This is a genomic window from Pseudomonas sp. Z3-8, from assembly GCF_051131975.1.
In the GTDB taxonomy this organism is placed as follows: Bacteria; Pseudomonadota; Gammaproteobacteria; order Pseudomonadales; family Pseudomonadaceae; genus Aquipseudomonas.
Window position 1 is genome coordinate 3,658,565 of record NZ_CP071643.1, and the last position, 22,899, is coordinate 3,681,463.

Here is a 22,899-nt window from a genome sequence, read left to right on the forward strand (position 1 = left end):
CCCCGCCACTACTGCTTCGTAACCTCCGGCAAAGGCGTCGCCGGCGGCGCCGTATTGTTGTTGGCCGCGTCGATCATCGCGGCCACGGAAGCCTGGCTGTAAAAAGGATTGGCGGCGCCGCCCACCGGCATGGTCGCGAGCCAGGCGTCCAGGTCTTTCGCATCGATACGCACCAGCGGCACTTCGACGAACTTCGGCACCTGCTTGCCCGCCAGAATCTGCTGGGCCACCCAGAAACCTACCTGGGAAACGCTGGGGGAGGCAGAAACAGAGACGGTCTCGTAGCCATTGGCATCGCGCTCCTGTTTCCATAGGGCGAGTTCGTCCTGACGATTGCCCATCACGATGATCGGCAAAGGCCGCCCCGCCGCCTTGAACGCCATGGCCGCGCCATAACCGTCGCCTCCTTGAGTCGCCACGGCATCGATGCTCGGCAGCGACGGCAGCGCCAGCGCCACCTCTTTGCGGGCGACGGAAGCGGTCCAGTTCCCGTACACGGTCTTGGCGAACTTCAGGCCCGGATAGTCGCTGGCGGCCTTGCGAATGCCGTCGCTGATGTTTTTATCGGTGGCATCGCCGGCAATGCCGCGGATCTCCAGCAGCGTTCCGTTCCCCTTGAGGCGCTCGGCGATGTAATCCATCTCCACGCGGCCCATGGCGGACCAGTTGTAGTCCACGGTATAGACGCAACTTTCGCTGACCAGGCTGGCCATGACCACCACCACGATGCCGGCATTGCACGCATCGCGGATCACCCCGTTCAGCGCCGTGTCGGACGCGGCCAGGATGACGATGGCGTTCACGCCATTGACGATCATGTCCTGGATATGGGCCGCTTGTTCCGACGCCGAGTTGTTGGCGCTGACCACCGGAGCCTCGCGGATCAAGCCGTCCTTTTGCGCCTGGGACGCAATTTCCTGCCAGTTGCGCACCATCACCTTGCGAAAATCGCTGCCTGCGTATGAATTGCTGAAGGCAATGCTATAGCTTGCGGTAGAGCCGCCGATGACACCGCCGTCGGCCGCCTGGGCTGGATGGGCGGCAAGCATCGCCAGCCCGGTCACGCAACCGGCGAGGCGCCAAAGGACGCTGTGGATCAAGGGCCATTTCAATAATGGAACCGGGCATGAAGTATCAGACACGTACAGACTCCTTTCCTTGGCGGCGACTGAAACCCGTGCAACGACGGTAGTGGCAATGAGCATAGTCCCAACGTGCCCGCTTCGCGCGGCCACAAAGGATTTCAGCCAGCCGAGCCCGCTAATCGCGCCACCTTCACAACGCCGCAGCCGCAACCCCTCGGGCACGCCAGGCAAAAGCCAGCACCATCAGCAGCCCCAGACCCGCCATTGCCGCGCCGGCCAGGGAAATTGCAGGGTAACCCAACCCCGCGTTGATCACCGCGCCGCCCAGCGCCGCGCCAATCGCGTTGCCGAAGTTGAAGGCGCCGATATTCACTGCCGAGGCCAGGTTGGGTGCGTCCTTGGCGGCTTCCATCACGCGCATCTGCAATGGCGGTACCAAGGCAAAACTGGCGACACCCCAGATGAGGATGGCAACCGCGGCCGGCAGCGGCCAGCGCATCAGTACCGTGAACGCCAGCAAGACGAGAATCAGCACGCTCAGGGAAACGATCAGGGTCCGGTCTATCGAGCGATCCGCGGCCTTGCCGCCCCACATATTGCCCAGCGTCAGCCCCACGCCGAACAGCACCAACATGGCCGTGACAAAGGCACTGGAGGCATGGGTCTCGCTGGTCAGGATCGGAGCGATGTAGGTGAAGACGGTGAACATTGCGCCCGAGCCGACTACCGTCAGGGCCAACGCCCCGAGCACCGGGCCACGGCCCAGCACCCGAATTTCCGCCAGCACCCCGCTGCTTTGCGGCGCCGGCAGGTTGGGCAGCGCGAACCACAACGCAGCCATAGCCATTACGCCCAATCCGGTAATTCCCCAGAACGCGGTGCGCCAGCCAAACAAATCGCCAAACCAGGCCGCCAACGGCACACCGCCGATGGTCGCCAGGGTCAGGCCCATGAACATGGCCGCGACCGCCCCGGCACGTTTTTCCGGGGCGACCACGCTGGCGGCGACGATGGAGCCGACGCCAAAAAACGCACCGTGGTTCAGTGAGGTCACCACCCTGGCGACCATCAGGCTGTAGTAATCGGTCGCCAGCGCTGACATCAGGTTACCCAGGGTGAAAATCGCCATGAGTCCGATCAGCAGATAGCGTCGGGGAATTCTGCCGGTGGTCAAGGTCATCAGCGGCGCGCCGAGCAGCACGCCCAGGGCGTAGGCACTGACCAACAGACCCGCGGCGGGAATGGAAACGCCGAGATCCGCGGCGATGCCCGGCAACATGCCCATGGGGGCGAACTCGGTAACGCCGATGCCAAAGGCACCAATGGCGAGTGCGACAAGCGGTGGATTGATACGCATGGGAAGCCTCCTTATCTATGCCGCAAATGCTACGATTCGGCCTTTGCAAGCGGTAGATAGCATTTCTGGCAAGCACCTTTGCGTACGGAGCACAAATGGACTTCAACGGCAGATCAGGTGAAATGGCTATGTTCGCCACGGTGGCGCAGGAAGGCAGCTTGTCCGCTGCCGCTCGTGCACTGGGGCTGACGCCCTCGGCAGTCAGTCGGATCATCGCGCGAACCGAACAACGGCTCGGCACCCGCCTGCTGTTGCGCACCACCCGCTCGATCACCTTCACCGCCGAAGGCGAGGCTTACCTGCGCGCAGCCCGGCGTATCCTGGCGGATATGGCCGAGGTCGAAGAGGCCATCGCTGACCAGGGCGTGCCCAAGGGCCGTTTGCGGGTCAGTGCCGCCCTTGGCCATGGGCGGCAGACCATCGTTCCTCTGGTGGCCGCATTCAGCGCCCGCTACCCGAACATCGTCGTCGACCTCACCCTTGGCGACGAAGTGGTCGACATTCTCGGCGGCCAGGCCGATGTGGCGGTGCGGTTTGGCCACCTGCCCGACAGCCCGCTGACCGCCCGCAGGATCGGCGACACCGGCCAGGTGGTGGTGGCTTCTCCCGAGTATCTACAACGACACGGCACCCCCGAGGTACCGGAAGACCTGCTGCGGCACAACTGCCTGCGCTTCAACTTCCGTCGCGCCGAACCCAACTGGCCCTTCACCCGCGACGGCAAAGAGTTTTCCCTGAAGGTCAGCGGCAACATCGAATGTAGCAGTGGTGAGGCGCTGGCACAGTTCGCACGGTTAGGCGCTGGCATCGCCCGTATCGGCGAGTTCAGCGTGGCCGAGGATTTGCAACGCGGCGATCTGGTATCGCTGCTGGATGACTGGAACCCCGGAGACCGGGAGCCGATCCATGCCGTCTTCGTGGGGGGTGCGGCGATGCCGGCGCGGGTACGGGTGTTTGTTGACTTTCTGCTGGAGCAGCATCGGATGTGAGGTTGAGCTGTATCTCACGCATGAACAGATTCGGCCCCTGCGCAGAAAATACCGACAGCGCTGAATGCGTTGACAATCCAGCTGCTAAGCTCAGTTTCGCTCCAGACCATAAGCCATAACAACTCAAAGAAAGGTAAGGCAGCATGAGCACGGTACAGCCTCCGACCACGTCAAAGTCCGCGAAATGGCGCTTCAAGGCAGGCATCGCGATTCTTTGCCTGATGCTCACGTTATGGTTGCTGGTGCCGCTGGCGGCGGCTGCGGATGTACCCCGCTCCACCATTGCGGCGATCACCGGCGCGCTGTTCATCATCAACAAGGTGCTGTTGCTGCTGGTCATCGCGGTGATGGGCAAGGCAGGTTTTCAAGAGCTCAAGCAGAAGGTGTTCGGTTATGTGTCGGGCCTTGTACCCAGTGCCGAGCAGGAGGTCAGCGTCACCCGCCACCGTATTGGCCTGGTGATGTTCTGCCTGCCGTTGCTGTGCTCTTTTCTTGAACCTTATATCGATGCCTTCGCGCCCGGCTTTCGACCCAACAGCTGGGCGTTGCAACTGTTTGGCGATGTCCTGTTGATCGGCAGCTTCTTCGTCTTGGGGGGCAATTTCTGGGAGAAATTGCGCGCGTTGTTTATCCGCACCGCACGGGTCAATACCGCTGCCGACGCGGTCTGATCCGATGCCAGGGTCGCCGCCCCCGGCGCTCTGTCAGCTGTTTTTTGGATGGCCATGACTTGCAGGTGCCGATATGCCCGATTCGCCCAGTTCCGTCGAGCCTGAGTTACAAACCGAACCGCTTCCTGAAAAGCCTGCGCCAGCCAATCCGCTAAGGCGCATTGCCCTGGGCGTTGCAGTGTTGATCGCCGTGCTGTTCACTCTCTCGATTTTCATGGAGCGCCGCACGCCCTCGACGTCACAAGCCGTGGTGCAAGCCTATGTGGTGGAAATGGCCGCCGAGGTGGGTGGCCGTGTGACAGAAATTACGGTGCTCGACAATGCCCGGGTGAAGACCGGCCAGGTGCTGTTTCGTATCGACCCGCAGCCCTACAGACTTGTCGTCAGCGAGGCTGAGGCACGGCTGGAGGAAGCCGGCCAGGCAGTGGGCGCCAGCACCGCCTCGGTGGATGCCGCCCAGGCGCAGCTGGTGTCGGCGCGAGCGCAGCGCGACAACATTCGCGAGCAAGCCCGACGGGTGAATCAACTGGTGGAGCGTGGCGTGTTCGCCGCCGCCCGCCAGGACGAAGCGAAAGCCTCGCTGGGCTCCGCCGAGGCGGCCGTGAGCAAGGCCCAGGCCGACCTGGAACGGGCGCGCCAGCAACTGGGGCCCAAAGGCAACGACAATCCGCAGTTCAAGCAAGCCCTGGCCGCGCTGGAAAAAGCCCGGCTCGATCTGGTGCGCACCGAAGTCATCGCACCCGCCGACGGCGTGATCACCCATCTCCAGCTCGCCGTCGGTCAGGTCGTCAGTGCCGGCCAACCGGCACTGACCTTCATCGACAGGGGCACGGTATGGGTGTCTGCCGCGTTCAAGGAGAACAGCCTGGAACATGTGCAGGCCGACGATCCGGCGGAACTGGTGTTCGATATATTGCCGGGCCGTGTGTTCAAAGGCCGTGTTGAAAGCGTCGGCTGGGGTGTCGCGCAACAGGGCAGCAGCAACTCGGCCCTGCCCTCGGTGCGCAACCAGAGTGGTTGGGTGCGCGACCCGCAGCGCTTTCCGGTACGCCTGATAGTGGAGGAACCGCACCCGATCGGCCCGCGTTACGGCTCGCAGGTGAGCGTGGTGATCTATACCGATGACAACCCCATGACTAACGCACTGGGGGCATTCATGACACGCCTGGGCGCCTGGCTGAACTATGTCAATTGACGGGCAGGCCGAACTTGAGCTGCTGCGGATCAAACGCCAGGGACTGCGTGTCGCCCTGGCAGTGACCGTGGGCTTGTGCGCGGGTCTGGTCCTGGGCGACGTCCTGCCGTTTCTCGCGCCCTTGTTCGCCATCCAGTTCCTGTTGGCCAGCCGCCGCGCGCCAGCGCTGTCTCAAGGGTTGATTACGTTGCTGGTGAGTATGCTCACCGGCGCGCTGCTGGTGGGTGTGACGGGTATGTTCGGTGAGCGGCCATGGATATTGCTGCCGCTGCTTTGGCTGTTTTATCTCGCCTGTTTTACCGCGCAAGGCCGGCAACCTGGCGGCGCGGGACCAGCGCTGATGCTGGTGATCGCCATTGTGGTGCCGATGCTCGATATCGCGCAGAGCGATCTGGGCGAGTCCATTGTGCTGGTACTGGTCAAGGCGGTCGGCCTGGGTTTGCTGCTGGCCTGGGGCGCCCATGCGCTGCTGCCCGACCCTGCTGGTGAACATGCCAAGCAGGCAGCCGCCCAGCCGCACGAGCAGACGCTGGTGATTCGCCAGGCCATGGCCAGCGCGACAATTCTGCTGACCATGGTTGCCCTGTGCCTGAGCGACCCACGGCTGGCCACGGCGATCGTCGTCCCGATCACGGTGGCCTCGTTGCTTAGCCAGTTTTCCCTGGGCATGAGCAGCCGCACAGCCCTTGGCCTGGTGCTGGTCAACCTGCTAGGCGGAATGGCGGCGTCCGTGGCCTTCACGCTGTTTGAACTGCGCCCGACCCTGTGGCTGGTGGCGCTGATCCTGTTGCTGGTAAGCCTGCTGTTTGGCGGCAAAGCCTCCATCGGCAACGCCACTGGCAAGATATTCGGCGGCGGGCTTATCACCTTCGTTATTCTGTTCGGGCTCGGTGTATCGCCACTGCCAACAGAGACGCCACAGCTGTTTTCCAGCCGAATCGCCTACGTGTTGTTTGCAGTGGTCTATGCCATTGGCCTGGCCGCGCTGCTGTGGCCAAGAACGCGTGTATCGGAGACTCGTCCGCAATCGGTGTAGGTGATCCACTCCTGCACGAGGCGCGTCCGCTTGCGGTGCGGCCGTCGTCTAGTGTGGTTTTACAACAGCCGGCACAGCCATTCGGGCAAAGACATACAGCAGCATCCCCACCAGGATAAGTGCCCCGCCTCGCAGCCACGTACCGATGTCTTGCTGACTCAGCAATACGAGGCAAGACAGGATCGCCAGCCAGGGTACCCAGGTGGGAACCTGAAAATGTTCTTCCGCAACCTTGTCCTTGCGCAACACCAGCACGGCCATGTTGGTGCTGAGAAACACGAACAGTAAAAGCAGCACCACGGTTTGGGCCAAGGTCGCCAACGTTCCTGTCAGCGTCAGTGCTATAGCTACGAGCGTCGTTGCAATAATCGCTGCCCACGGTGTGCGCCTATGCGGCAGGACCCGTCCCAGGACATCCGGCAACAGCCCCAGATGGGCCATCCCATAAGTGAGTCGACTGGCCATGATCATGGTCAGCAGCGCTCCGTTGGCCACCGCGATGAGCGCGATAAAGGCGAACAGGCGCGGCGAAATGTCGAGCCCGGAAGCCCGAACCACTTCAAGTAATGGGGCCGATGTGGCAAGCAGTTTCTCCGTTGGCAACACTGAGGACGCGGCGACCCCAACAGCCATGTAAACCACCCCTGCGGTAATCAGCGCCGCGAACAAGGCCCGTGGGTATACCTTGCGAACATCCTTGATCTCTTCCGCGAGATTGGCGGACGTCTCAAAACCGACGAACGAATAGAACGCGAGCAACGCCGCGCCCAATACCGCCAGCATCGGACTGACCCCAGGCTTGAACTCCAGCGCCCTTGCCAGGTCAGCTTCGCCAGAACTGAAAAAGTAACCCGCAGCAACGATGACCAACATCAGCCCTGACAGCTCGACCACGGTCATCAGCAGATTCGCCCCCAGAGATTCCTTGATCCCTCGTGCATTCAGGAGGGCAATGAGCAACAAAAAGATCAGCGCAGCAACGTGGGGTGATACCTGGATGAATGCGCCAAGATAGTCCCCCGCGAAGGCCAGCGAGAGACCGGCAGCGCTGGTCACCGCGGCGGCGAGCATGCAAAAACCGACCAGGAACGATATCAGCGGTGATTTAAAAGCCTTTTCGGCAAACACCGACGCCGCGCCCGCGTGAGGATATTTCGAGACAAGTTCGGCGTACGAACCTGCCGTCAACATGGCGAAGAACAACGCGATCAACAACGGCACCCAGATCGCCCCGCCTACCTCTCCGGCGATGGTACCCGCAAGCGCATAAACGCCAGCGCCCAGTACATCGCCCAGGATGAACAGAAACAGCATCGGCCCCGTGATGGCGCGGCGCAAAGAGGGCTTGGGTTGTGACCGGTTCACTGTCATTTGAGGCTCTGCCAGGGGGATTTTTTTCGCAAGATTCATCCGAGCGTCATGTCTTGCACAACCTCTGAGCAGTGGAAAAATTCGCAGGGTAAAAGTTCACTAAATTGCCAGTAGAGGAAGAGCTCCCGCCAGGCACTATCATGCATCTGTAGGATGGCAGTCTTGCTTTAGTGGGCCAATAATCGCTCCCAGGCCCTGCCCACGTCCAAACGACGTTCCGGCCCTCAATGACTTCGTGACGACAACAATAAGAACGTCGCATAGAGGTACATACGAATGAGCCGTCATGATCATGGTCACGCCTGCCTCCTCGAGGCCTTCAGCGCAATGACACTGGAGCTTCAGCGCCTGGCGCAGGACAAGGACATCGAGCATTTCCACGAAGCGGCGCTGAGCTGCATCAGCCAGCTGTTGCCCTTCGACAGCGCCTGGTGGGGCCGCGGCGCGTTGGTTGACGGACTGCCTGAAGAACACAGCTCCTATCTACATGAACTGCCCCGCAGCTACCTGTCCGACTGGCAGTCGATTCGCCATATCGATGTGACTGTCGCCAGGGCCCACGATGTTCCGGGGCGAGCGGTCATTGTCGACATGCGCAACCCTGCCAGCGGCTCCGGGCTTAACTGGCTCGGCCAGACGTACGCCATCGGCGAGTTGCTGTGCGTGGTGTACATCGACCCGCAAACCCACCTCAGCGACCACCTCGCACTCTATCGCGCCCCAGACGCGGCACGCTTCACCGAGCAAGACTGCCTGTTGCTGAACAATCTCATGTTGCACCTGGTGGCGGCGGTATCCGCCAATCAGATTCGCACCCTGGTGGCGATGCGCGAGGCCCTCACGCATCCGCGCAACCTCGCGCTCGCCGTGTGCGACCAACGCGGCACCCTGCACTGCGCGGAACGTGGCTTCGTCGACTTATTGTTGAGCGAGTGGCCGGACTGGACCGGCCCTTGCCTGCCGGTGGCGATGAACGCTGACGGCTATGAAGGCAAGCACTTGCAGATCGAGGCATCGGCGGTCGGCGACCTGCTCCTGCTGGCCGCTCGCAGCCGCACGGTGCTGATGCAACTGAGCCCACGGGAAAACGCCGTGGCCCAGGGTTTCGGTGAAGGCAAGACCTACAAGGAAGTTGCCCGCGACCTGGGCATGTCCCCCAACACCGTGCGCCACCACATCCGGGCGATCTACAGCAAGCTCGGAGTCAAGGACAAGGCCCGCATCGCCCATCTACTGCATGCCCCACCCGACTGATCCGCACCGCTGACTTGCGCTGATTTTTTCGCTGTCGTTTTGACGGCCACGGGACGCCTTTGTCCTTTTTTTGCCCCTCTGCCATCGACAGGCGAGCCATTCGCCGCACAACAACTCAAAGAAGAGATGCAATGCCAATGACCAAGACTTTCACGCGCAATGCCGCATTGGCCCTGATCGGTGGCTTGTCGAGCCTGCACGCCAGTGCCGCCGACCTCAATGCCCGGGATTTTTTCGGCGCGCCTTCAGGCACCAACCTGGGCGTGGTGTATTTGCCGGCGAGCCGCGCTGACGACTTTCACGGCCCGGCCGACAGCACCGGCAAGGCCGACCTCAAGGTCAACGCCATGCCTTACCGTCAGGTGTTTTTCACCGACGTCTGCGGCACCCTGTGCACTCCGCAGTTCATCGTGCCCTTTGCCAACATCAACGCACGCCTGCCAGGTGCCAGCCAACACACCGGGGAAAGCGGCTTTGGCGACCCTCAGGTCGGCGGCACGCTGTTCATCATCAATGACCCCGCCTCACGCACCTATAGCGGCTTGCTGACCCTGATCACTCTGCCAATTGGCGAATACCACGACGACAGTCCTGATGTCTCACCCGGTGCCAATCGCTGGGGCGCGACCTTCGTTTACAACTACACCCAGGGCATCGGCGAAAAATGGGTATTGGAGGCGAACCTCGAAGCCCAGCTCTACGGCAAGAACGACGATTACTTTGGAAGCGAGCTGAAACAGGACCCGCTGTATCGCCTGCAGGCCTTCGCGTCCTACGACTTTACGCAAAGCACCTACGGCGCATTGCGACTGATCCACGCCGATGGCGGCGAGCTGCGGATCAACGACCAGCGCATCGATGACACCCACAAGCGCTACACCCAGGTGGGCTTCGAAGTCGGCCACTGGCTGGATAAACAGAACCAGGTGATGTTCGGCCTTTCGCAGAACGTTGCTACCGATAACGGCTATCACGGCACCGACGCGCTGCTGCGTCTGGTCCATGTGTTCTGAATTCATTCACCGGAGTTTCCCCATGAACACTCAGACCCAACCGCTGGTGGATGGGCGTTTGCGCGCATCATCTGAACGGGCGCTGCTGGCAGCCATCGTGCTGTTCGCCGCCATCACCCCGACCATTCTCATGACCGCACCGGCCATCGCGGCGCAACTGGCGGCTCAATGGCAATTGAGCCCGTCACAGATCGGCGATCTTTTCTCCACCGAACTTGGCGCCATGAGCCTGGCCACCCTGCCAGCCCTGTGGTGGCTGAAACGTATCGACTGGCGCCGCGCCGCATTGCTGGCGGGTGTCGTGTTCATTGCAGCAAACCTTTTATCAGTGCTTGCTGCCGACTACTCGATACTCCTGGCATTACGCTTTTGCAGTGCCCTGGCGGGCGGTTCGTTGATGATCATCTGCCTGTCCAGCGCCGCGTCAACAGTCAATCCCGGTCGAGTCTATGGGTTATGGGTGCTGGGGCAACTGGTCGTCGGGGCGATCGGTTTGAGCATCCTGCCTCGGCTCTTCGAACACTTCGGGCTATCGGCGTGCTACGTGATCCTCGCAGGGTTGATGACGGTATTTTTGCCACTCGCCCGCTATTTTCCGCAAGGCAGCCCATCGGCTGAAACAACCGCCGAGCATGTCGCCATCGCCTCGCTGTGGAAAGCCGCGCTGGGCATTCTGGGGGTCTTGAGCTTCTACATTTGCCTGGGCGGTGTGTGGACCTTTATCGGCTCCATCGCCACCCAGGCAGGTATCTCCGCCGAGTCCAGTGGCAAGGTTCTGGCGCTCGCCACGGTGATGGGCATTGTCGGAGCGGGCTGTGCCTCCCTGATTGGCGACCGATTGCCGCGCTTGCTGCTGTTGCTGCTGGGTTACGCGCTGATGGCCGGCTCAGTGCTGTTGCTGCGAGGTCAACCCGAAATAATGCGATTTGCCGTGGCGGCGCTGCTGTTCAAGTTCACCTGGACCTTCATCCTGCCGCTGATTCTGGCCTGCCTGGCCGACCTCGACCGCTCTGGAAAACTGATGAACGCCTCCAACCTGGTGATCGGCGGTGGCCTGGCTATCGGCCCGACAGTGGCGGGCCGGCTGATCGAAGCCAGCGGCGGCTTCCAATCGCTGCTGATCGGCGGGACGTGCATCACCCTGCTCTCCCTGGCGTTGATGCTCGGCAGCCGCCCAAACGCATGAGTGGCCTTATTACCCCTAAAGAAAATGGAAAGACGATGAGCCGAAAAAGTGCATTTTTCTTCGACGAACTCAGCCTCTGGCACAGCGCCGGGTTGCATGCCTTGACCTTGCCGGTGGGAGGCTGGGTGCAACCTCCTGCCGCTGCGGGCCACGCTGAATCGCCGGAAACCAAACGCCGTCTGAAGAGCCTGCTGGACGTTTCCGGCCTGACCCGTCATTTGCAGGTACGCAGCGCCAACGCGGCGACCGATGAAGATCTGCTGCGGGTTCATACACCCGGTTACCTGCAACGCTTCAAGACGATGAGCGATGCCGGGGGCGGTGAGTTGGGGCCGCACGCGCCCATCGGGCCTGGTAGTTATGAAATAGCCAAGCTCTCTGCCGGGTTGGCCATCGCTGCGGTCGATGCCGTGCTCGTCGGGGAAGTCGATAACGCGTACGCCCTGTCGCGCCCGCCAGGCCATCACTGCCTCGCCGACAGCGCCATGGGCTTTTGCTTCCTGGCCAACATTGCCATCGCCATTGAAGCCGCAAAAGCCCGCCGTGGCCTGGGCAACGTCGCGGTGATCGACTGGGATGTACATCATGGCAACGGCACACAATCCATCTTCGAAGAGCGTGGTGACGTGCTGACTATCTCACTGCACCAGGACGGTTGTTTCCCGGCGGGTTACGGCGGTGAGGCTGATCGCGGCCGTGGCGCGGGGTTGGGTGCGAATATCAATATTCCGCTGCCGCCTGGCAGCGGCCATGAGGCTTACCTGTACGCGATGGAACGCATCGTGATCCCGGCACTGGAGCGCTTCGAGCCCGAATTGATCATTATCGCCTGCGGCTACGACGCCAACGCCGTCGACCCGCTGGCCCGCATGCTGTTGCACAGCGACTCGTTCCGGCAGATGACCTGCCTCGTGCGTAAAGCCGCCGAGCGCTTGTGCCAGGGCCGTCTCGTCCTGGTGCACGAAGGTGGATACTCAGAAGCGTATGTACCGTTTTGCGGGCTGGCGACCCTTGAGGAACTGGCGGGCGTGAGGACTGCCGTCACCGATCCCATGCTGGAATTTGTCCAGCTGCAGCAACCGAAGGAGGCGCTCGCGGCGTTTCAGCGGCACTTGATCGATGAGTTAGCCCAGCCACGCTTGGCCTAGGTGCTGGCACGCCTGAGCGTGAGACAAAAACCGATGCCATGACTGGCATCGGTTCTTGATACGCGCCTGACACTTCTACGCCCGCATGCTGCGAAGCCAACCCTTGAGTCAAGCGTTGGAGGTTGGGCTTGCAAGGTCACTGTTCAGACAAAGTTCCGCACAAACGCCACCGCCCGCCAGGTTGTAAAGGCGTAACGTGCAGCCGATCTTGTTTGTGCCCATCTGCACGATGGCCAATCCCAGGCCCGCGCCATTGGCATTGCCGCGACTGTAAAACCGCTCGAACAGCCTTCCGATTTCCCCTTCATCGATCCCCGGGCCAGCGTCTTCAACCCTCAAGCAGACCCTGCCCGCCTCGTCCTTGCGCACCACCACAGCCACCTCGCTCCCTGGGGGAGAAAAGTTGAGGGCATTGGTCCCATACAGCGCGCGGGACAGACGCTCGCGGGTCACCACTTTGCCGGGGCGCACCATCAGTTGGTGGAGCAGTTGGTATTCCATGGGGGTGACGATGACGTCCGCATCCTGGTAGCGCACCTGCTGAGTGGCCGGGTCAAGGCTGACGCCGGCGTGTTCAAGCATCGGTTGCGCGCGGCCCTGGCTGCGGCGCAGCAAGGCGCGCGCGCGGGCCTTGAGTTCTTCGACGTCGAAGGGTTTCACCAGGTAGTCGTCGGCGCCAGCGTCGAGCCCAGCGATGCGTTCGGCGGTGCCGTCGCGGGCGGTGAGGACCAGCACCGGTAAATCGTGCTGCTCGGCGCGCAGTTGTTGCAACAGGTCGAGGCCGCATTTCAGCAAAAATGTTACGGCTCGTTGCCAACTAAGGCTACTCTAAGGTTGGTTTCGCACTGTTCAACTTCCCACCTCCACTGAGAGCTTTTCCATGCGCAAAATTCTCCTGTTGTCCCTGATTATCGCCAGCCCCCTGGCTGTCGCCGGTCCGCAATGCACCACCGCGGAGCGTTCGCAATGGCAAGACGAAAAAGCCTTCCAGGACAAGCTCAAGGCCGAAGGCTACGAGATCAGCAAGTTCAAGGTGACCGATGGCAACTGCTACGAGATCTACGGCTTCGACAAGGACAAGCGCAAGGTCGAAATCTACCATGACCCGGTCACCGGCAAAGCCGTGAAGACCGAGATAAAAGGCTGATGCCAGGCGAATCCTTACGCCTGTGGGACCCGTTGGTGAGACTGTTTCATCTGTCTATCGCCGGGGTCTTTGTCGCCAACTACTTCTTCAACGAAGCAGGCGACGGCTGGCACGTCTGGCTGGGCTATTACGCCATGGCCTGGCTGCTGGTACGAACGGTTTGGGGATTTGTCGGACCACGCAGCGCACGGTGGGCGGACTTCTGGCCCACGCCAGAACGTCTGGGTGCTCACGTGCGCTCGTTGCTCAACGGTCGGCCACAACACCGCCTGGGCCATTCGCCGATTGGCGCGCTGGTGATGTTGTCGATGTTGCTGGCATTGCTGACTATCGGCATCAGCGGCTTCCTGATGCAGGAAGTCGATGCCCTCTGGGGCGCCGATTGGCCGTTGCAACTGCACGAAACCGCCGCCAACACGCTGCTCGGTCTGGTGTGTGTGCATGTGCTGGCAGCCGTTTTTGAAAGTATCCAGGTCCGCGACAACTTGCCGTTATCCATGCTCACCGGTCGCAGGAAGCGCCTGCCGGACGAACGTGCGCAGTAACATTTAATGACGCCGAGCTTGCAGGGTGACTATTGATGGGTGTCCGCCTCCTCAGCCGGATAAAACTCGCCCTCCTTCCCCATCTTGTCCAGCCGTTCGCGCGCGATCAGCTCAACACTGACCACGGCGACCTGATCGTCAGGGTTGACCCACTGCAAGCACAGGCGCCGGACATTCTGATCATGGGTGCCCTCGCTGAGCATTTCGTGGGTGAAAACCTGGGCACCACGCCATAGGCATAGCTGGGTATGAGTCCCACCGAGCCATATCTCGTTGAATGGTCCAAGGTCGGTGGTAGCCAGCTGATCCACGGTGATTGTCTTATCCATTGCGCTGTACCTTGCCAATGAGTAGATACAGGTAGACTTACAGGCGCAGCGGGTCGTTCCCGGCGTCTGACGAAAGCCAAAGACAGGTCTGGCTTAAAACATGGATTGAATCCCTTACTTCTCGATGATCTCGCCGCGCATCGGTGCCAGCCGTGCGATCAGCCGATTTTGCACCGGCACCGGAACACGCTGTTCATCCATTGCAGCAATCAGGTCTTCAACCAAGGCATTAAAATCACTGCGGCTGATGTTCTGCCCCTTGTGACTCTCGGCCATGCTGTCACCGGTGTAGATGCAGGGGCCGCCGGTTTCTAGGCAAAATTGCTCGATCAATTTGTCGCGCAGCCGCTCGATATCAATCTTGCGAAAGCGCTCTACGATACGTTCATCACGCGCGATGTTCAGCAGCATGCCCTCGACGATCCGGGTGATCCCGGCCTGTGCGCCGAGGTCTTGATAGAGCGAGTCGTCCCTGGACAAGGGTTGTGTGCAGGCGCTCAACAGCCCGATCAGCACCAGCATGGCAATGCGCATCAAAAACTCCCCTGCACCGAAAGATATGTGCCGTTCTGGCGGTCGAGCGTCGCGATTTCGCCCAGCCGAGCGTAGGCCAGCACCACCGACAGATGTTTATTGGGAAAGTAACCGACGAACAGATCAGCCCAGTCACTTTCCCCGGCAAAGGACAGGTTGTCCGGTTTCTGCCGATACTCGACGCCCAGTGCCCAGCGCGGATTGAGCAGCACCGCCAGGGAGCCCTCCTTCAGCACGCTACGAGTGTCGCGACGGTCACCGCCGAACCCGAGCAACCCCAGCTCATTGGCACGGCTGTAGCGCAGGCTGCCGTTGAGCAGCAGGTTGTAGCCAAACGCCCCGCCCATGAATAACCGACTGGCAGCCAGATAGCCTTCGGTGTCGCTGTCCCGCCTGGCGCCGACCAGGCTCGGGATCAGGAAGTTGTTCTGGTGTTTGTACTCCAGACCAAGGGAAACCTGCGGCAAATCGTCGTAGATCACGTCACCGAACAAACGCACCTTCATGGCAAAGATGTCCTGGCCGAGGTTATCGTCGGGCAGGTTCAGCTTGTTCACCAGCGAACCCAGGTCGAAACGCTGCCGGGCAAACGACAGCTCGACCCGGTTGTCGTAGGCCACGGCCAGCCCGGCGACATCCAGCCGATAATCCGGCAGATTGACCGAGGTCGCGAAGGCAGTCGCCCCCCATTCGTTTTTTTCGCCGTAACCGGCCAGCACTGCCCACGGCGTGATCCCGCCGCCGGCGGCACCCTCCAGGCTGCTGGCGCCACCGGTCGCGATCAAACGCCCGCCGTCGGCAGAAACAACCTGAAGGGCGAGTCCTGTGCAACAGGCGATCGATAGCCACAAACGTGAACTCATGATGTTCAATGAACCAGCGAAGAATGAAGATTCAAAGGCAACGCCACCCAGGCCTCGAACGCCGCGGCGGTCAGCGGTCGGCTGATCAGGTAGCCCTGCGCGGTATCGCAATGCCAACGCTCGAGTAACCTCAGGCTGTGTTCATATTCAACGCCTTCGGCAACGACCTTGAGCCCCAGGTTATGACTCATCTCGATGGTCGAGCGGACAATTACCGCATCTTCGCTGGTGTCATGCAGGTCTCGGACGAACGACTGGTCGATTTTCAACTCTTGCACCGGCAGTCGCTTGAGGTGCGCCAAGGACGAATAGCCGGTACCGAAGTCATCCACCGACAGACTGATGCCACAATCGCGCAACAGATGGAGGTTCTTCAAGGCCCGCTCGGGCTCGCGCATGACAGCGCTTTCGGTGACTTCAAACACCAGCTGCTCGGCTGGTAGCCGATGCGTGCGCAGCAACGCCACGACCCGAACAGGCAGATCGTCGCTGATCAGGTCTTCGGCGGATATATTCAATGACAGTTGCAAGCGTAACCCTCGCCCATTCCACTCCGACAGCTGGCGCATGCCCTCGTTGATCACCCAATGGGTCAGCGCCTGAATGCTTCCGGTCCGTTCTGCCAAGGGAATGAATTCGGCTGGAGAGATCGGGCCCAGTTGCGGATGCTGCCAGCGCAACAGGCCTTCAGCCTGGCGGACATGACTCTTCAGAATGTCCATCTTGGGCTGGTAATGCAGGAGCAGCTCACCGTTGTTTGCCGCGTGGCGCAAGTCTCGAATCAGGGCGATCTGGCGGCGGTGGGCCAAATCACGCCCGTGCTGATAAATCTGTAGATGACCCGGCATCTGCGCCGCGTCTTTCATGGCGATGGAGGCGCGTTCCAGCAGGGTCTGCGCGCTTTGCCCATCCGCCGGGTAGGCCGCTATTCCAAGCCTGCAGTCCAGGGCCAGGTCGTGGCCGTTGATGTGCTGGGGCTTGAGCAATACTTGCTGCAACCTGTCCGCCAAGGCGACCGCCGCATCGCTGTCCATCCCATCGAGCAGAACCAGGAATTCCTCGGCGATCAGATGCGCCACGGTGTCGCCAGGGTGCAACAGGGCTTGGGTTTGCTGGCCGGTCTGACGGAGCAGCCGGTCGACCGTTTCGGGGTCGACCGTTTCGTTGATGGCCCGCAGGTTATGGATGCCCATGCAGATCAGGGCAATCGGCCGGTTGGCGGCAATTGCACTGCCCAGGCGCTCCATGGCCAAAGCGCGGTTGGGCAAGCCAGTGACGGGGTCATGGAGGGCGTTGTGGGCCAGCTGCTGCTCCCGCTCGGCAATGCCGCTTTGCATCGAATTGACGGCTTTGGCCAGCACCCCGAGTTCATCCTCCCGCTCCAATACCACGGGGGTCTGGTAATCGCCTTGACCGATGCGCTCCGCCGCGAGGGCCAGTGACTTGACCGGACGCGACACACCTCGTGCCAACAGCAAAGCGCCGACCAACGAGGCGATCAGTGCGACCAGGGTAATCGCCAGGATTTTTTCGTCCAGCGGAGCAAACGCTTGCATGGCCACGTCCAGCGGACTCTGCAGAAGTGCTATTACTTGCCCATCGTATTCGTTCGAACCGTCAGCCAGCAGCAGAAACTGACTGAGGAAATTGCGATCCAGGTGCTCCGTCAGTACCGCGCTGTTGCGGTTGGACGAGTTGAGCATCAAGCTGGAGACAGGCCCGCGCAGAACGTCTGGTTGCGTGCTGACAAGCTCACCAGGCCGTTGTTGATCAACGGCAAGAAACGAAACCTCAAGGTTGGTAAGTGAGCGCAACTCATCGGCAAAGGCCTTGTCCATGCTGAAACCCATCACCACCCTGGCAACAGGCAGAGGTGCGAGTACGGGCGTTTCCACCAACAGATGCGGTTTACCCTGCAACGGTACGATTACCATGGCCTGGCGCGCACGTTGTGCCAGGCGCAGCGCGCCATCGTACTGGAACAATGAACCTTCCGGCATGTTGTCGAGGGTACTGGCGAGCACCTCGCCGTCCATGCTCAGCAGAATCATGTCGCTGGCATTGATGCGCTTGCCATGGTTGACCAGCACTGAACGGATGGTTGCAGCATCCCGGCTGGCCACCGCTTCGCGAAAGCCGAAGTCGGCCGCCAATAACTGCACGCCATCGGCCAAGCGTCGGCCCTGCACTTCCAGCAGCCGCTCGAAGACGCGCGTACCGACGTTCAACTGCGCCTCGGACTGGCTACGCACCGCAGAACGGGTCGCCGCATTGACGCTGAAATACAACACGCCGATCACCCCCAGCGACAACAGGATCATCACCGCTGCGACTTGCGCCTGGAAACTATTGCGCAGTTTCACGAGCCGCTCGCTTGAATGTATCGCCGAAGGCACTCGAAGCCGGAGCGGTTGCGGGCTGCTCAGGTAAAGGCTCCAGCGTCAGGGTGTAGTTCTGCTTGAGGCCGGCCGCAGAAAGTTTCACAGAACCGGCATCGATCGGTTGCATCCCCTTGAGCCGGGGATGCCAAAGCGTCACGCGGTACTCGCCGACTGGCAAATCGTTCAGCACCACATTGCCTTGGGCATCGCTGACGGCAAAACGCGGATCGTCGGTGACAAAGACGTAGCCGAGCATCCGGTCATGGATGTTGCAGCCCAATACCACCACGCCGGGCTTATCGAACAGCACCGGCTCGGAGGGGGTGCCCTCGTACAAGCGCAACTCAAAGCGCTTCGCCGGCGAAAACGAGTAGACCTGATGGCGGATGTTGTCGCTGTTGGGGAATTTGATCGGGGTGCCGGTGTGCACCGCCAGCACATGGGGCGCAAATTGCTGGTTGCGCTGATCCATATTGGCGGAGGGAGGCGCCAACGGCGCACCGATCGGGCCTTGCAGCGTGACCACCGCGTCGGGCAGCCGCTGGCCTGTGCCTTCGTGCACCGCCACATCAAGCTTGGTCACCCCCGCCCACCCGACAGGGCACGCGAACAGTAACAGCAGTGCAAAAAGCGGGTTATTCCTGGACATGCCCATTCCATTAAAAACGAGGGTGAATCGTCCTGGTGACGAGACTCCTGATGGCGGCATCGGCAGTCACGCACTGATCGCCCATTTACCTAGGTATCGACCGCGTAGCAAAAACCTGAACAGGCAGGCCCGACATGACCGACTGCCGGCCTTGCGAGCCCCGCTGAAACGGCCGTTGATATTTTTATTCAGCCAAGTGCATCCAGTCCGCGTTCCAGAGGGTAGTACATGTAGCGGCCATGAACCGCTGCGCTGATCAAATCCTCAGGAGAAGCTTGTATGAACGCTAAACGATTGTTCCGCATTGTCGGTACTGCATTGACTGCCAGTTGCCTGTTCGTCGCGATGCCTGCTGCTTACGCGCAAGCAGGCTTGCCTGAAAGCATCAAGGTCCCGGCCGGGCACAAGGTCGCGCTCGAAACTGCAGGAGTCGGAGAAATCACTTATGAATGCCGTGACAAGGCCAATGCCACAGGGCAGACAGAATGGTTTTTCATCGGCCCGAAAGCGCTGCTGAACGACCGAAGCGGCAAGGCTATCGGCACTTATTTCGGACCACCTGCAACATGGCAAGCCAACGACGGTTCCAAAATCACCGGAACCCAATTGGCGGTCGCATCGGTCAGCCCCAAAGACCTCCCCTTGCAGCTGGTCAAGGCCAACCCCGCCGAAGGGAAAGGCGCAATGAGCGGGGTCAGTTACATCCAGCGGCTGGCCGTGAAGGGCGGCGTAGCGCCGATGGCCGAATGCTCCAGCGCCAACAAAGGCAAGCGTGAGGTAGTGAAGTATCAAGCCGACTATATATTCTGGGCTGCCCAATAGATCACGCTCGACGGCCAGTGGTCAGGGCAAAGTCGGCTACTCTTCTCCCATGAATACCCCCTTGCCTCCGGGCTTGGGGTCATGTTGCTGCCAATGGCTGGAAACCTGTCCTTGCCCGAACCTTACTTCGACTATGAAGCCCACCTTGCGGCCTGCGCCCAAGGCGACCAACAGGCGTTGCGCGCCTTATACGATCAGGAAAGCGCACGCGTGATGGGCGTTGCTCAGCGAATCGTGCGCCATAAGGCGTTGGCGGAAGATATCCTCCATGACGTCTTCATCAAAATATGGACTCGCGCCGCCAGTTTCGACCCGACCAGAGGCTCGGCCCGTGGCTGGATATTCAGCATAACCCGACATCTGGCCCTCAATGTCGTGCGTGACAACGCCAGGCAAATTCAGCTCGACGAGCACAGTGAAATAGCCTCGGACGCTTTGGCGTCCGTTGACGCGCCAAACAGCGACACGTTTGAGTACCTGACTCGTTCAGGTCGTATCTATAACTGCCTTGAACGATTGGAGCCGGCCCGGCGCAACTGCATACTTCATGCGTACGTGGACGGTTATTCACATTCCGAAATATCGAAAAAAGTGGGCGCACCGCTGGGAACCGTAAAGGCGTGGATCAAACGTAGTCTGGTGGCGTTGCGGGAGTGCATGGGATGACGACGAGCGCAGAGGATGATCTTCCCGAAAACATCGAAGAACTGGCGAGCGAATATGTGTTGGGGACATTGCCGGCCAATCAGCGCAAGCAGGTTCGACAGCGTCTCGCGCAAGAACCCGCCCTGCGCGACGCGGTCGATGCCTGGGAGCAGCGCCTGGCTGCCTTGACTGAGCAGGCAGAACCGCAAACACCTGGGCCCCTAGTCTGGAGGCGTATCCAGAACAGCCTGGACAGTCATGGCCAGCGAGCGCCGAATGCCCCACGGTCGAGATCATTGTGGAATTTTCTTCCGTTATGGCGCGGGCTCGCCGGGGCAGGCATCGTTGCAACATTGCTGCTGGGAACGCTGCTACTGACGCGCACGACCGCGGTCAGCCCAACCACTTACCTGGTGGTGCTGGTAGCGCCGCAAAACCAGGCACCTGGATGGGTCATTCAAGCGACCGACTCCAAGGAAATTCAACTTATACCGCTGGCGGTGGCTCAGGTCCCCAGCGATAAAGCATTGCAATTCTGGACCAAGGCGGATGACTGGAAAGCGCCGGTATCCCTGGGTTTGGTCCGGCCTGGACAAACGCTGTCGGTCCCGCTCGATAAGTTACCGCCGTTGGAGCCCCATCAACTTTTTGAACTGACTCTTGAAAGTGTCAATGGCTCGCCGACCGGAAAACCAACAGGGCCGGTGCAGTTCATCGGCCGGGCCGTGAAAGTCCTCTAGCACCCTCCTCAAATCATGCAGCCCGCGCTGATCACGCTGGGCATCGGTGGGCACTCGATAGACTCGCTCTCGTGACGCCTACCGGAACGAACTACTGCGCAGACAAGAGCTTTTTCACTTCTGCGATGATGGCGCCTATCTCGAATGGCTTTGGCAGGACTGCATCAAACAAATCCGATCTCTGCATACCTATGTGTGCCTGAGCACCGCTCATGAGGATGATTGGCAAATGATTGACGGACGGAAGTGCTCGCACAGCCGTGGCGAACTCCAAGCCGTCCATGACGGGCATCATGAAGTCGGTAACAATCAACGCTGGACGCTCCCTTTCGAGAACTTCGAGTCCCTTTCGACCATTGCTGGCTTTTACGACCATGAAGCCTTCATCCTCCAGCGCGAAGCTGAGGATGTCAGCGATCAGATACTCGTCGTCGACGACCAGGATGGTGGTCATGTTAATTTTTCAACCTGCTCAAAGACTTATGAAATCGAACCAGGCAAGGACTCAGTGGCAACTGAAGGTTCATTCCTCAAAGCCTTTTTCAGGAAAACATCTTGATCACGAATCACCACCTCGAATCGCGAGGGGTCATAGGAGCTATCTCGTACCTTAAGAATGGAAAGCGTCCTGCTTAGTTCAGAGCGATTCTCAAAGAAACGCATCAGCATCAGGTTGTCGACGATGCTCGACAGGTCGGAGTTCGGTGAGCTGACCTCAGAACCGAACAGGTCGCGCATTTCCCAGGATGCAAATACCGTAACGCCTCTGGAGCGCAGCTCATTCATGAGCGCACTGTAGAAATCGGTAATCCGTCCCGGATTTGTCGAAACGCGTGTCATCCCGCTCAGACTGTCGATGAACAGGCGTTTGATACCCTCTTCCTTGACGATGCTCAGCAGTCTTGAGCCGAGTCCATCCAGCAGCCCTTCGGTGGTTGGCTGCCAGACAATGCTCAACGCCCCGCTCTCCTCCATGGCTTCGATGTCGATGCCCAGTGAGGATCCTTTCAAGCGCAGCCGCTGTGGGCTCTCATAGAACCCAAAATGCAAGCCTGGGGCATCAGGTGTGGACTTGGCCAGGAATTTGAGACCCAGCGTGGTCTTGCCGATCCCGGAGGGTCCCATGACCAGAGACACACTGGAGCTGTGCAGTCCTCCGCCCAATATATCGTCGAGTGAATCAATCCCACTGGCGATGCGCGTCATGTCCGCACTGTCGGAAGAGGAAGGACGGCTGTACAGGCTCTCGAGACGCGGATAGACAACCAGGCCGTCATCAGTGATTTCACATTCGTGAAGACCGGTCAGCGCGCTGCTGCCTCGCGTCTTGCGTAGTTGTATACGTCGTACGGAACGAGTGCCGAACAGCTCCTCTCCCATTTCGATCACACCATCAACCATCGTGTGCTCTGGGCTACCGTCGTCAAGCCGTGAACTGGTGAGGAACAGTACGGTACATCCGGCGAACGCTGCGTGGCCTTGCAACTCCAGGATAAATTTCTTGGTGTCGATAGGCGAATCGGCTTTGGAGCGCGCATTGAGCAAACCGTCGACGACCATGACCGTAGCCTTCTGCCGACTGATCTCACGCCGAAGCAGTTTTACTACTTCATCGAGACCTTCGTTTTCCAACGTATCGAATGCGCTGACGAACTGGATTTCAGCGCCCACTTTGGATGAGTCGAAAAAGCTCAGGGTAGAGAGAAACTGAAAGAGACGGTCATGGGACTCGGCCAGCAGTGTGGCGACTAAAACCCGGCCTCCATTACGCACGTGATGGAATCCAAGCTGATTGGCGAGGATCGTCTTGCCCGAACCTGGACGACCTTGAATTATGTATGAAGCACCCGCGACCAGCCCTCCGTTAAGCAGAGCGTCGAGCCCTTCGATTCCGCTTTGAAGGCGTTTTAGCTTTTCCACAATGTGACCCTGATCTAAA

At 60.3% G+C, this 22,899-nt stretch carries 23 protein-coding genes and 1 pseudogene; 13 read left to right on the plus strand and 11 right to left on the minus strand.

All coding sequences use genetic code 11. The annotated features are described in order from the left end of the window. Positions 1-8: 8 nt before the first annotated feature. A complete protein-coding gene (locus J3P94_RS16480; RefSeq protein ID WP_434574212.1) occupies positions 9-1,049 on the minus strand; it encodes an ABC transporter substrate-binding protein in 1,041 nt (346 codons plus the stop codon). Positions 1,050-1,275: 226 nt separating this feature from the next. Continuing rightward, positions 1,276-2,442 (minus strand): MFS transporter, encoded by a 1,167-nt coding sequence (locus J3P94_RS16485; RefSeq protein WP_434568835.1) that lies wholly within the window; start codon positions 2,440-2,442, stop codon positions 1,276-1,278. Positions 2,443-2,537: 95 nt separating this feature from the next. On the opposite strand from J3P94_RS16485, the gene J3P94_RS16490 reads away from it, so the two are divergent. From J3P94_RS16490 to J3P94_RS16505, 4 genes are all read left to right on the plus strand, one after another. Next, the gene (locus tag J3P94_RS16490) at positions 2,538-3,431 is read left to right on the plus strand and encodes a LysR family transcriptional regulator (RefSeq protein ID WP_434568836.1); all 894 of its coding nucleotides are present in this window, start codon (positions 2,538-2,540) and stop codon (positions 3,429-3,431) included. A 143-nt stretch (positions 3,432-3,574) separates the two neighbouring features. Then, a complete protein-coding gene (locus J3P94_RS16495) occupies positions 3,575-4,102 on the plus strand; it encodes a transporter suffix domain-containing protein (RefSeq protein ID WP_434568837.1) in 528 nt (175 codons plus the stop codon). 73 nt (positions 4,103-4,175) lie between these two features. Further along, positions 4,176-5,297, plus strand: coding sequence for an HlyD family secretion protein (locus tag J3P94_RS16500; protein WP_434568838.1), 1,122 nt, complete (start codon positions 4,176-4,178; stop codon positions 5,295-5,297). After that, positions 5,287-6,333, plus strand: coding sequence for a DUF2955 domain-containing protein (locus J3P94_RS16505; RefSeq protein ID WP_434568839.1), 1,047 nt, complete (start codon positions 5,287-5,289; stop codon positions 6,331-6,333). Before J3P94_RS16500 ends, J3P94_RS16505 begins: the two co-directional genes overlap by 11 nt. Positions 6,334-6,381: 48 nt before the next feature. Here J3P94_RS16505 and J3P94_RS16510 read toward each other — a convergent pair whose 3' ends face one another. Further along, entirely contained in the window at positions 6,382-7,704 is a 1,323-nt protein-coding gene (locus tag J3P94_RS16510; protein WP_434574214.1) for an APC family permease, read from the minus strand. A gap of 276 nt (positions 7,705-7,980) precedes the next feature. Between J3P94_RS16510 and J3P94_RS16515 the strand changes: the two genes are divergently transcribed. From J3P94_RS16515 to J3P94_RS16530, 4 genes are all read left to right on the plus strand, one after another. Continuing rightward, entirely contained in the window at positions 7,981-8,958 is a 978-nt protein-coding gene (locus J3P94_RS16515) for a helix-turn-helix transcriptional regulator (protein WP_434568840.1), read from the plus strand. A 131-nt stretch (positions 8,959-9,089) separates the two neighbouring features. Continuing rightward, on the plus strand, positions 9,090-9,971 hold the full coding sequence (locus J3P94_RS16520) for a transporter (RefSeq protein WP_434568841.1): 882 nt from the start codon (positions 9,090-9,092) through the stop codon (positions 9,969-9,971). A gap of 22 nt (positions 9,972-9,993) precedes the next feature. Then, on the plus strand, positions 9,994-11,157 hold the full coding sequence (locus J3P94_RS16525; protein WP_434568842.1) for an MFS transporter: 1,164 nt from the start codon (positions 9,994-9,996) through the stop codon (positions 11,155-11,157). A 35-nt stretch (positions 11,158-11,192) separates the two neighbouring features. Beyond that, positions 11,193-12,305: a class II histone deacetylase gene (locus J3P94_RS16530; RefSeq protein ID WP_434568843.1), complete on the plus strand. Its 1,113-nt coding sequence runs from the start codon at positions 11,193-11,195 to the stop codon at positions 12,303-12,305. A 108-nt stretch (positions 12,306-12,413) separates the two neighbouring features. On the opposite strand, the pseudogene J3P94_RS16535 reads toward J3P94_RS16530, so the two are convergent. Next, a pseudogene (locus tag J3P94_RS16535) lies at positions 12,414-13,088 on the minus strand (ATP-binding protein); the annotation flags it as partial. 97 nt (positions 13,089-13,185) lie between these two features. Here J3P94_RS16535 and J3P94_RS16540 point away from each other — a divergent pair. After that, positions 13,186-13,452, plus strand: coding sequence for a PepSY domain-containing protein (locus J3P94_RS16540; protein WP_048722823.1), 267 nt, complete (start codon positions 13,186-13,188; stop codon positions 13,450-13,452). Further along, a complete protein-coding gene (locus J3P94_RS16545; protein ID WP_434568844.1) occupies positions 13,452-13,997 on the plus strand; it encodes a cytochrome b/b6 domain-containing protein in 546 nt (181 codons plus the stop codon). The genes J3P94_RS16540 and J3P94_RS16545 overlap by 1 nt, the downstream gene beginning before the upstream one ends. A 29-nt stretch (positions 13,998-14,026) precedes the next feature. Here J3P94_RS16545 and J3P94_RS16550 read toward each other — a convergent pair whose 3' ends face one another. The 5 genes from J3P94_RS16550 to J3P94_RS16570 form a co-directional block, all read right to left on the minus strand. Then, entirely contained in the window at positions 14,027-14,326 is a 300-nt protein-coding gene (locus J3P94_RS16550; protein WP_434568845.1) for a hypothetical protein, read from the minus strand. A 114-nt stretch (positions 14,327-14,440) separates the two neighbouring features. Then, positions 14,441-14,848 carry a group I truncated hemoglobin gene (locus tag J3P94_RS16555; protein WP_434568846.1) on the minus strand — a complete coding sequence of 136 codons (408 nt, stop codon included), beginning with the start codon at positions 14,846-14,848 and terminating at the stop codon, positions 14,441-14,443. An 11-nt stretch (positions 14,849-14,859) separates the two neighbouring features. Beyond that, positions 14,860-15,723, minus strand: a complete 864-nt coding sequence (locus J3P94_RS16560; protein WP_434568847.1) for a DUF3034 family protein — start codon at positions 15,721-15,723, stop codon at positions 14,860-14,862. 5 nt (positions 15,724-15,728) lie between these two features. Continuing rightward, positions 15,729-18,086, minus strand: coding sequence for a putative bifunctional diguanylate cyclase/phosphodiesterase (locus J3P94_RS16565; RefSeq protein WP_434568848.1), 2,358 nt, complete (start codon positions 18,084-18,086; stop codon positions 15,729-15,731). Next, complete coding sequence (locus tag J3P94_RS16570; RefSeq protein ID WP_434574216.1) at positions 18,070-18,753, minus strand: methylamine utilization protein; 684 nt, start codon at positions 18,751-18,753, stop codon at positions 18,070-18,072. Before J3P94_RS16570 ends, J3P94_RS16565 begins: the two co-directional genes overlap by 17 nt. 279 nt (positions 18,754-19,032) lie before the next feature. Here J3P94_RS16570 and J3P94_RS16575 point away from each other — a divergent pair, with 279 nt between their 5' ends. The 3 genes from J3P94_RS16575 (at position 19,033) to J3P94_RS16585 (ending at position 20,960) form a co-directional block, all read left to right on the plus strand. After that, entirely contained in the window at positions 19,033-19,575 is a 543-nt protein-coding gene (locus J3P94_RS16575; protein ID WP_434568849.1) for a DUF3455 domain-containing protein, read from the plus strand. 111 nt (positions 19,576-19,686) lie between these two features. Beyond that, on the plus strand, positions 19,687-20,241 hold the full coding sequence (locus tag J3P94_RS16580) for a sigma-70 family RNA polymerase sigma factor (protein WP_434568850.1): 555 nt from the start codon (positions 19,687-19,689) through the stop codon (positions 20,239-20,241). Continuing rightward, a complete protein-coding gene (locus J3P94_RS16585) occupies positions 20,238-20,960 on the plus strand; it encodes an anti-sigma factor (protein WP_434568851.1) in 723 nt (240 codons plus the stop codon). Before J3P94_RS16580 ends, J3P94_RS16585 begins: the two co-directional genes overlap by 4 nt. A 91-nt stretch (positions 20,961-21,051) precedes the next feature. On the opposite strand, the gene J3P94_RS16590 is transcribed toward J3P94_RS16585, so the two are convergent. Together J3P94_RS16590 and J3P94_RS16595 are read right to left on the minus strand one after the other, a co-directional pair. Then, positions 21,052-21,414: a response regulator gene (locus J3P94_RS16590; protein WP_305495236.1), complete on the minus strand. Its 363-nt coding sequence runs from the start codon at positions 21,412-21,414 to the stop codon at positions 21,052-21,054. A 26-nt stretch (positions 21,415-21,440) separates the two neighbouring features. Then, the gene (locus tag J3P94_RS16595; protein WP_434574218.1) at positions 21,441-22,883 is read right to left on the minus strand and encodes an ATPase domain-containing protein; all 1,443 of its coding nucleotides are present in this window, start codon (positions 22,881-22,883) and stop codon (positions 21,441-21,443) included. Positions 22,884-22,899: the final 16 nt, after the last annotated feature.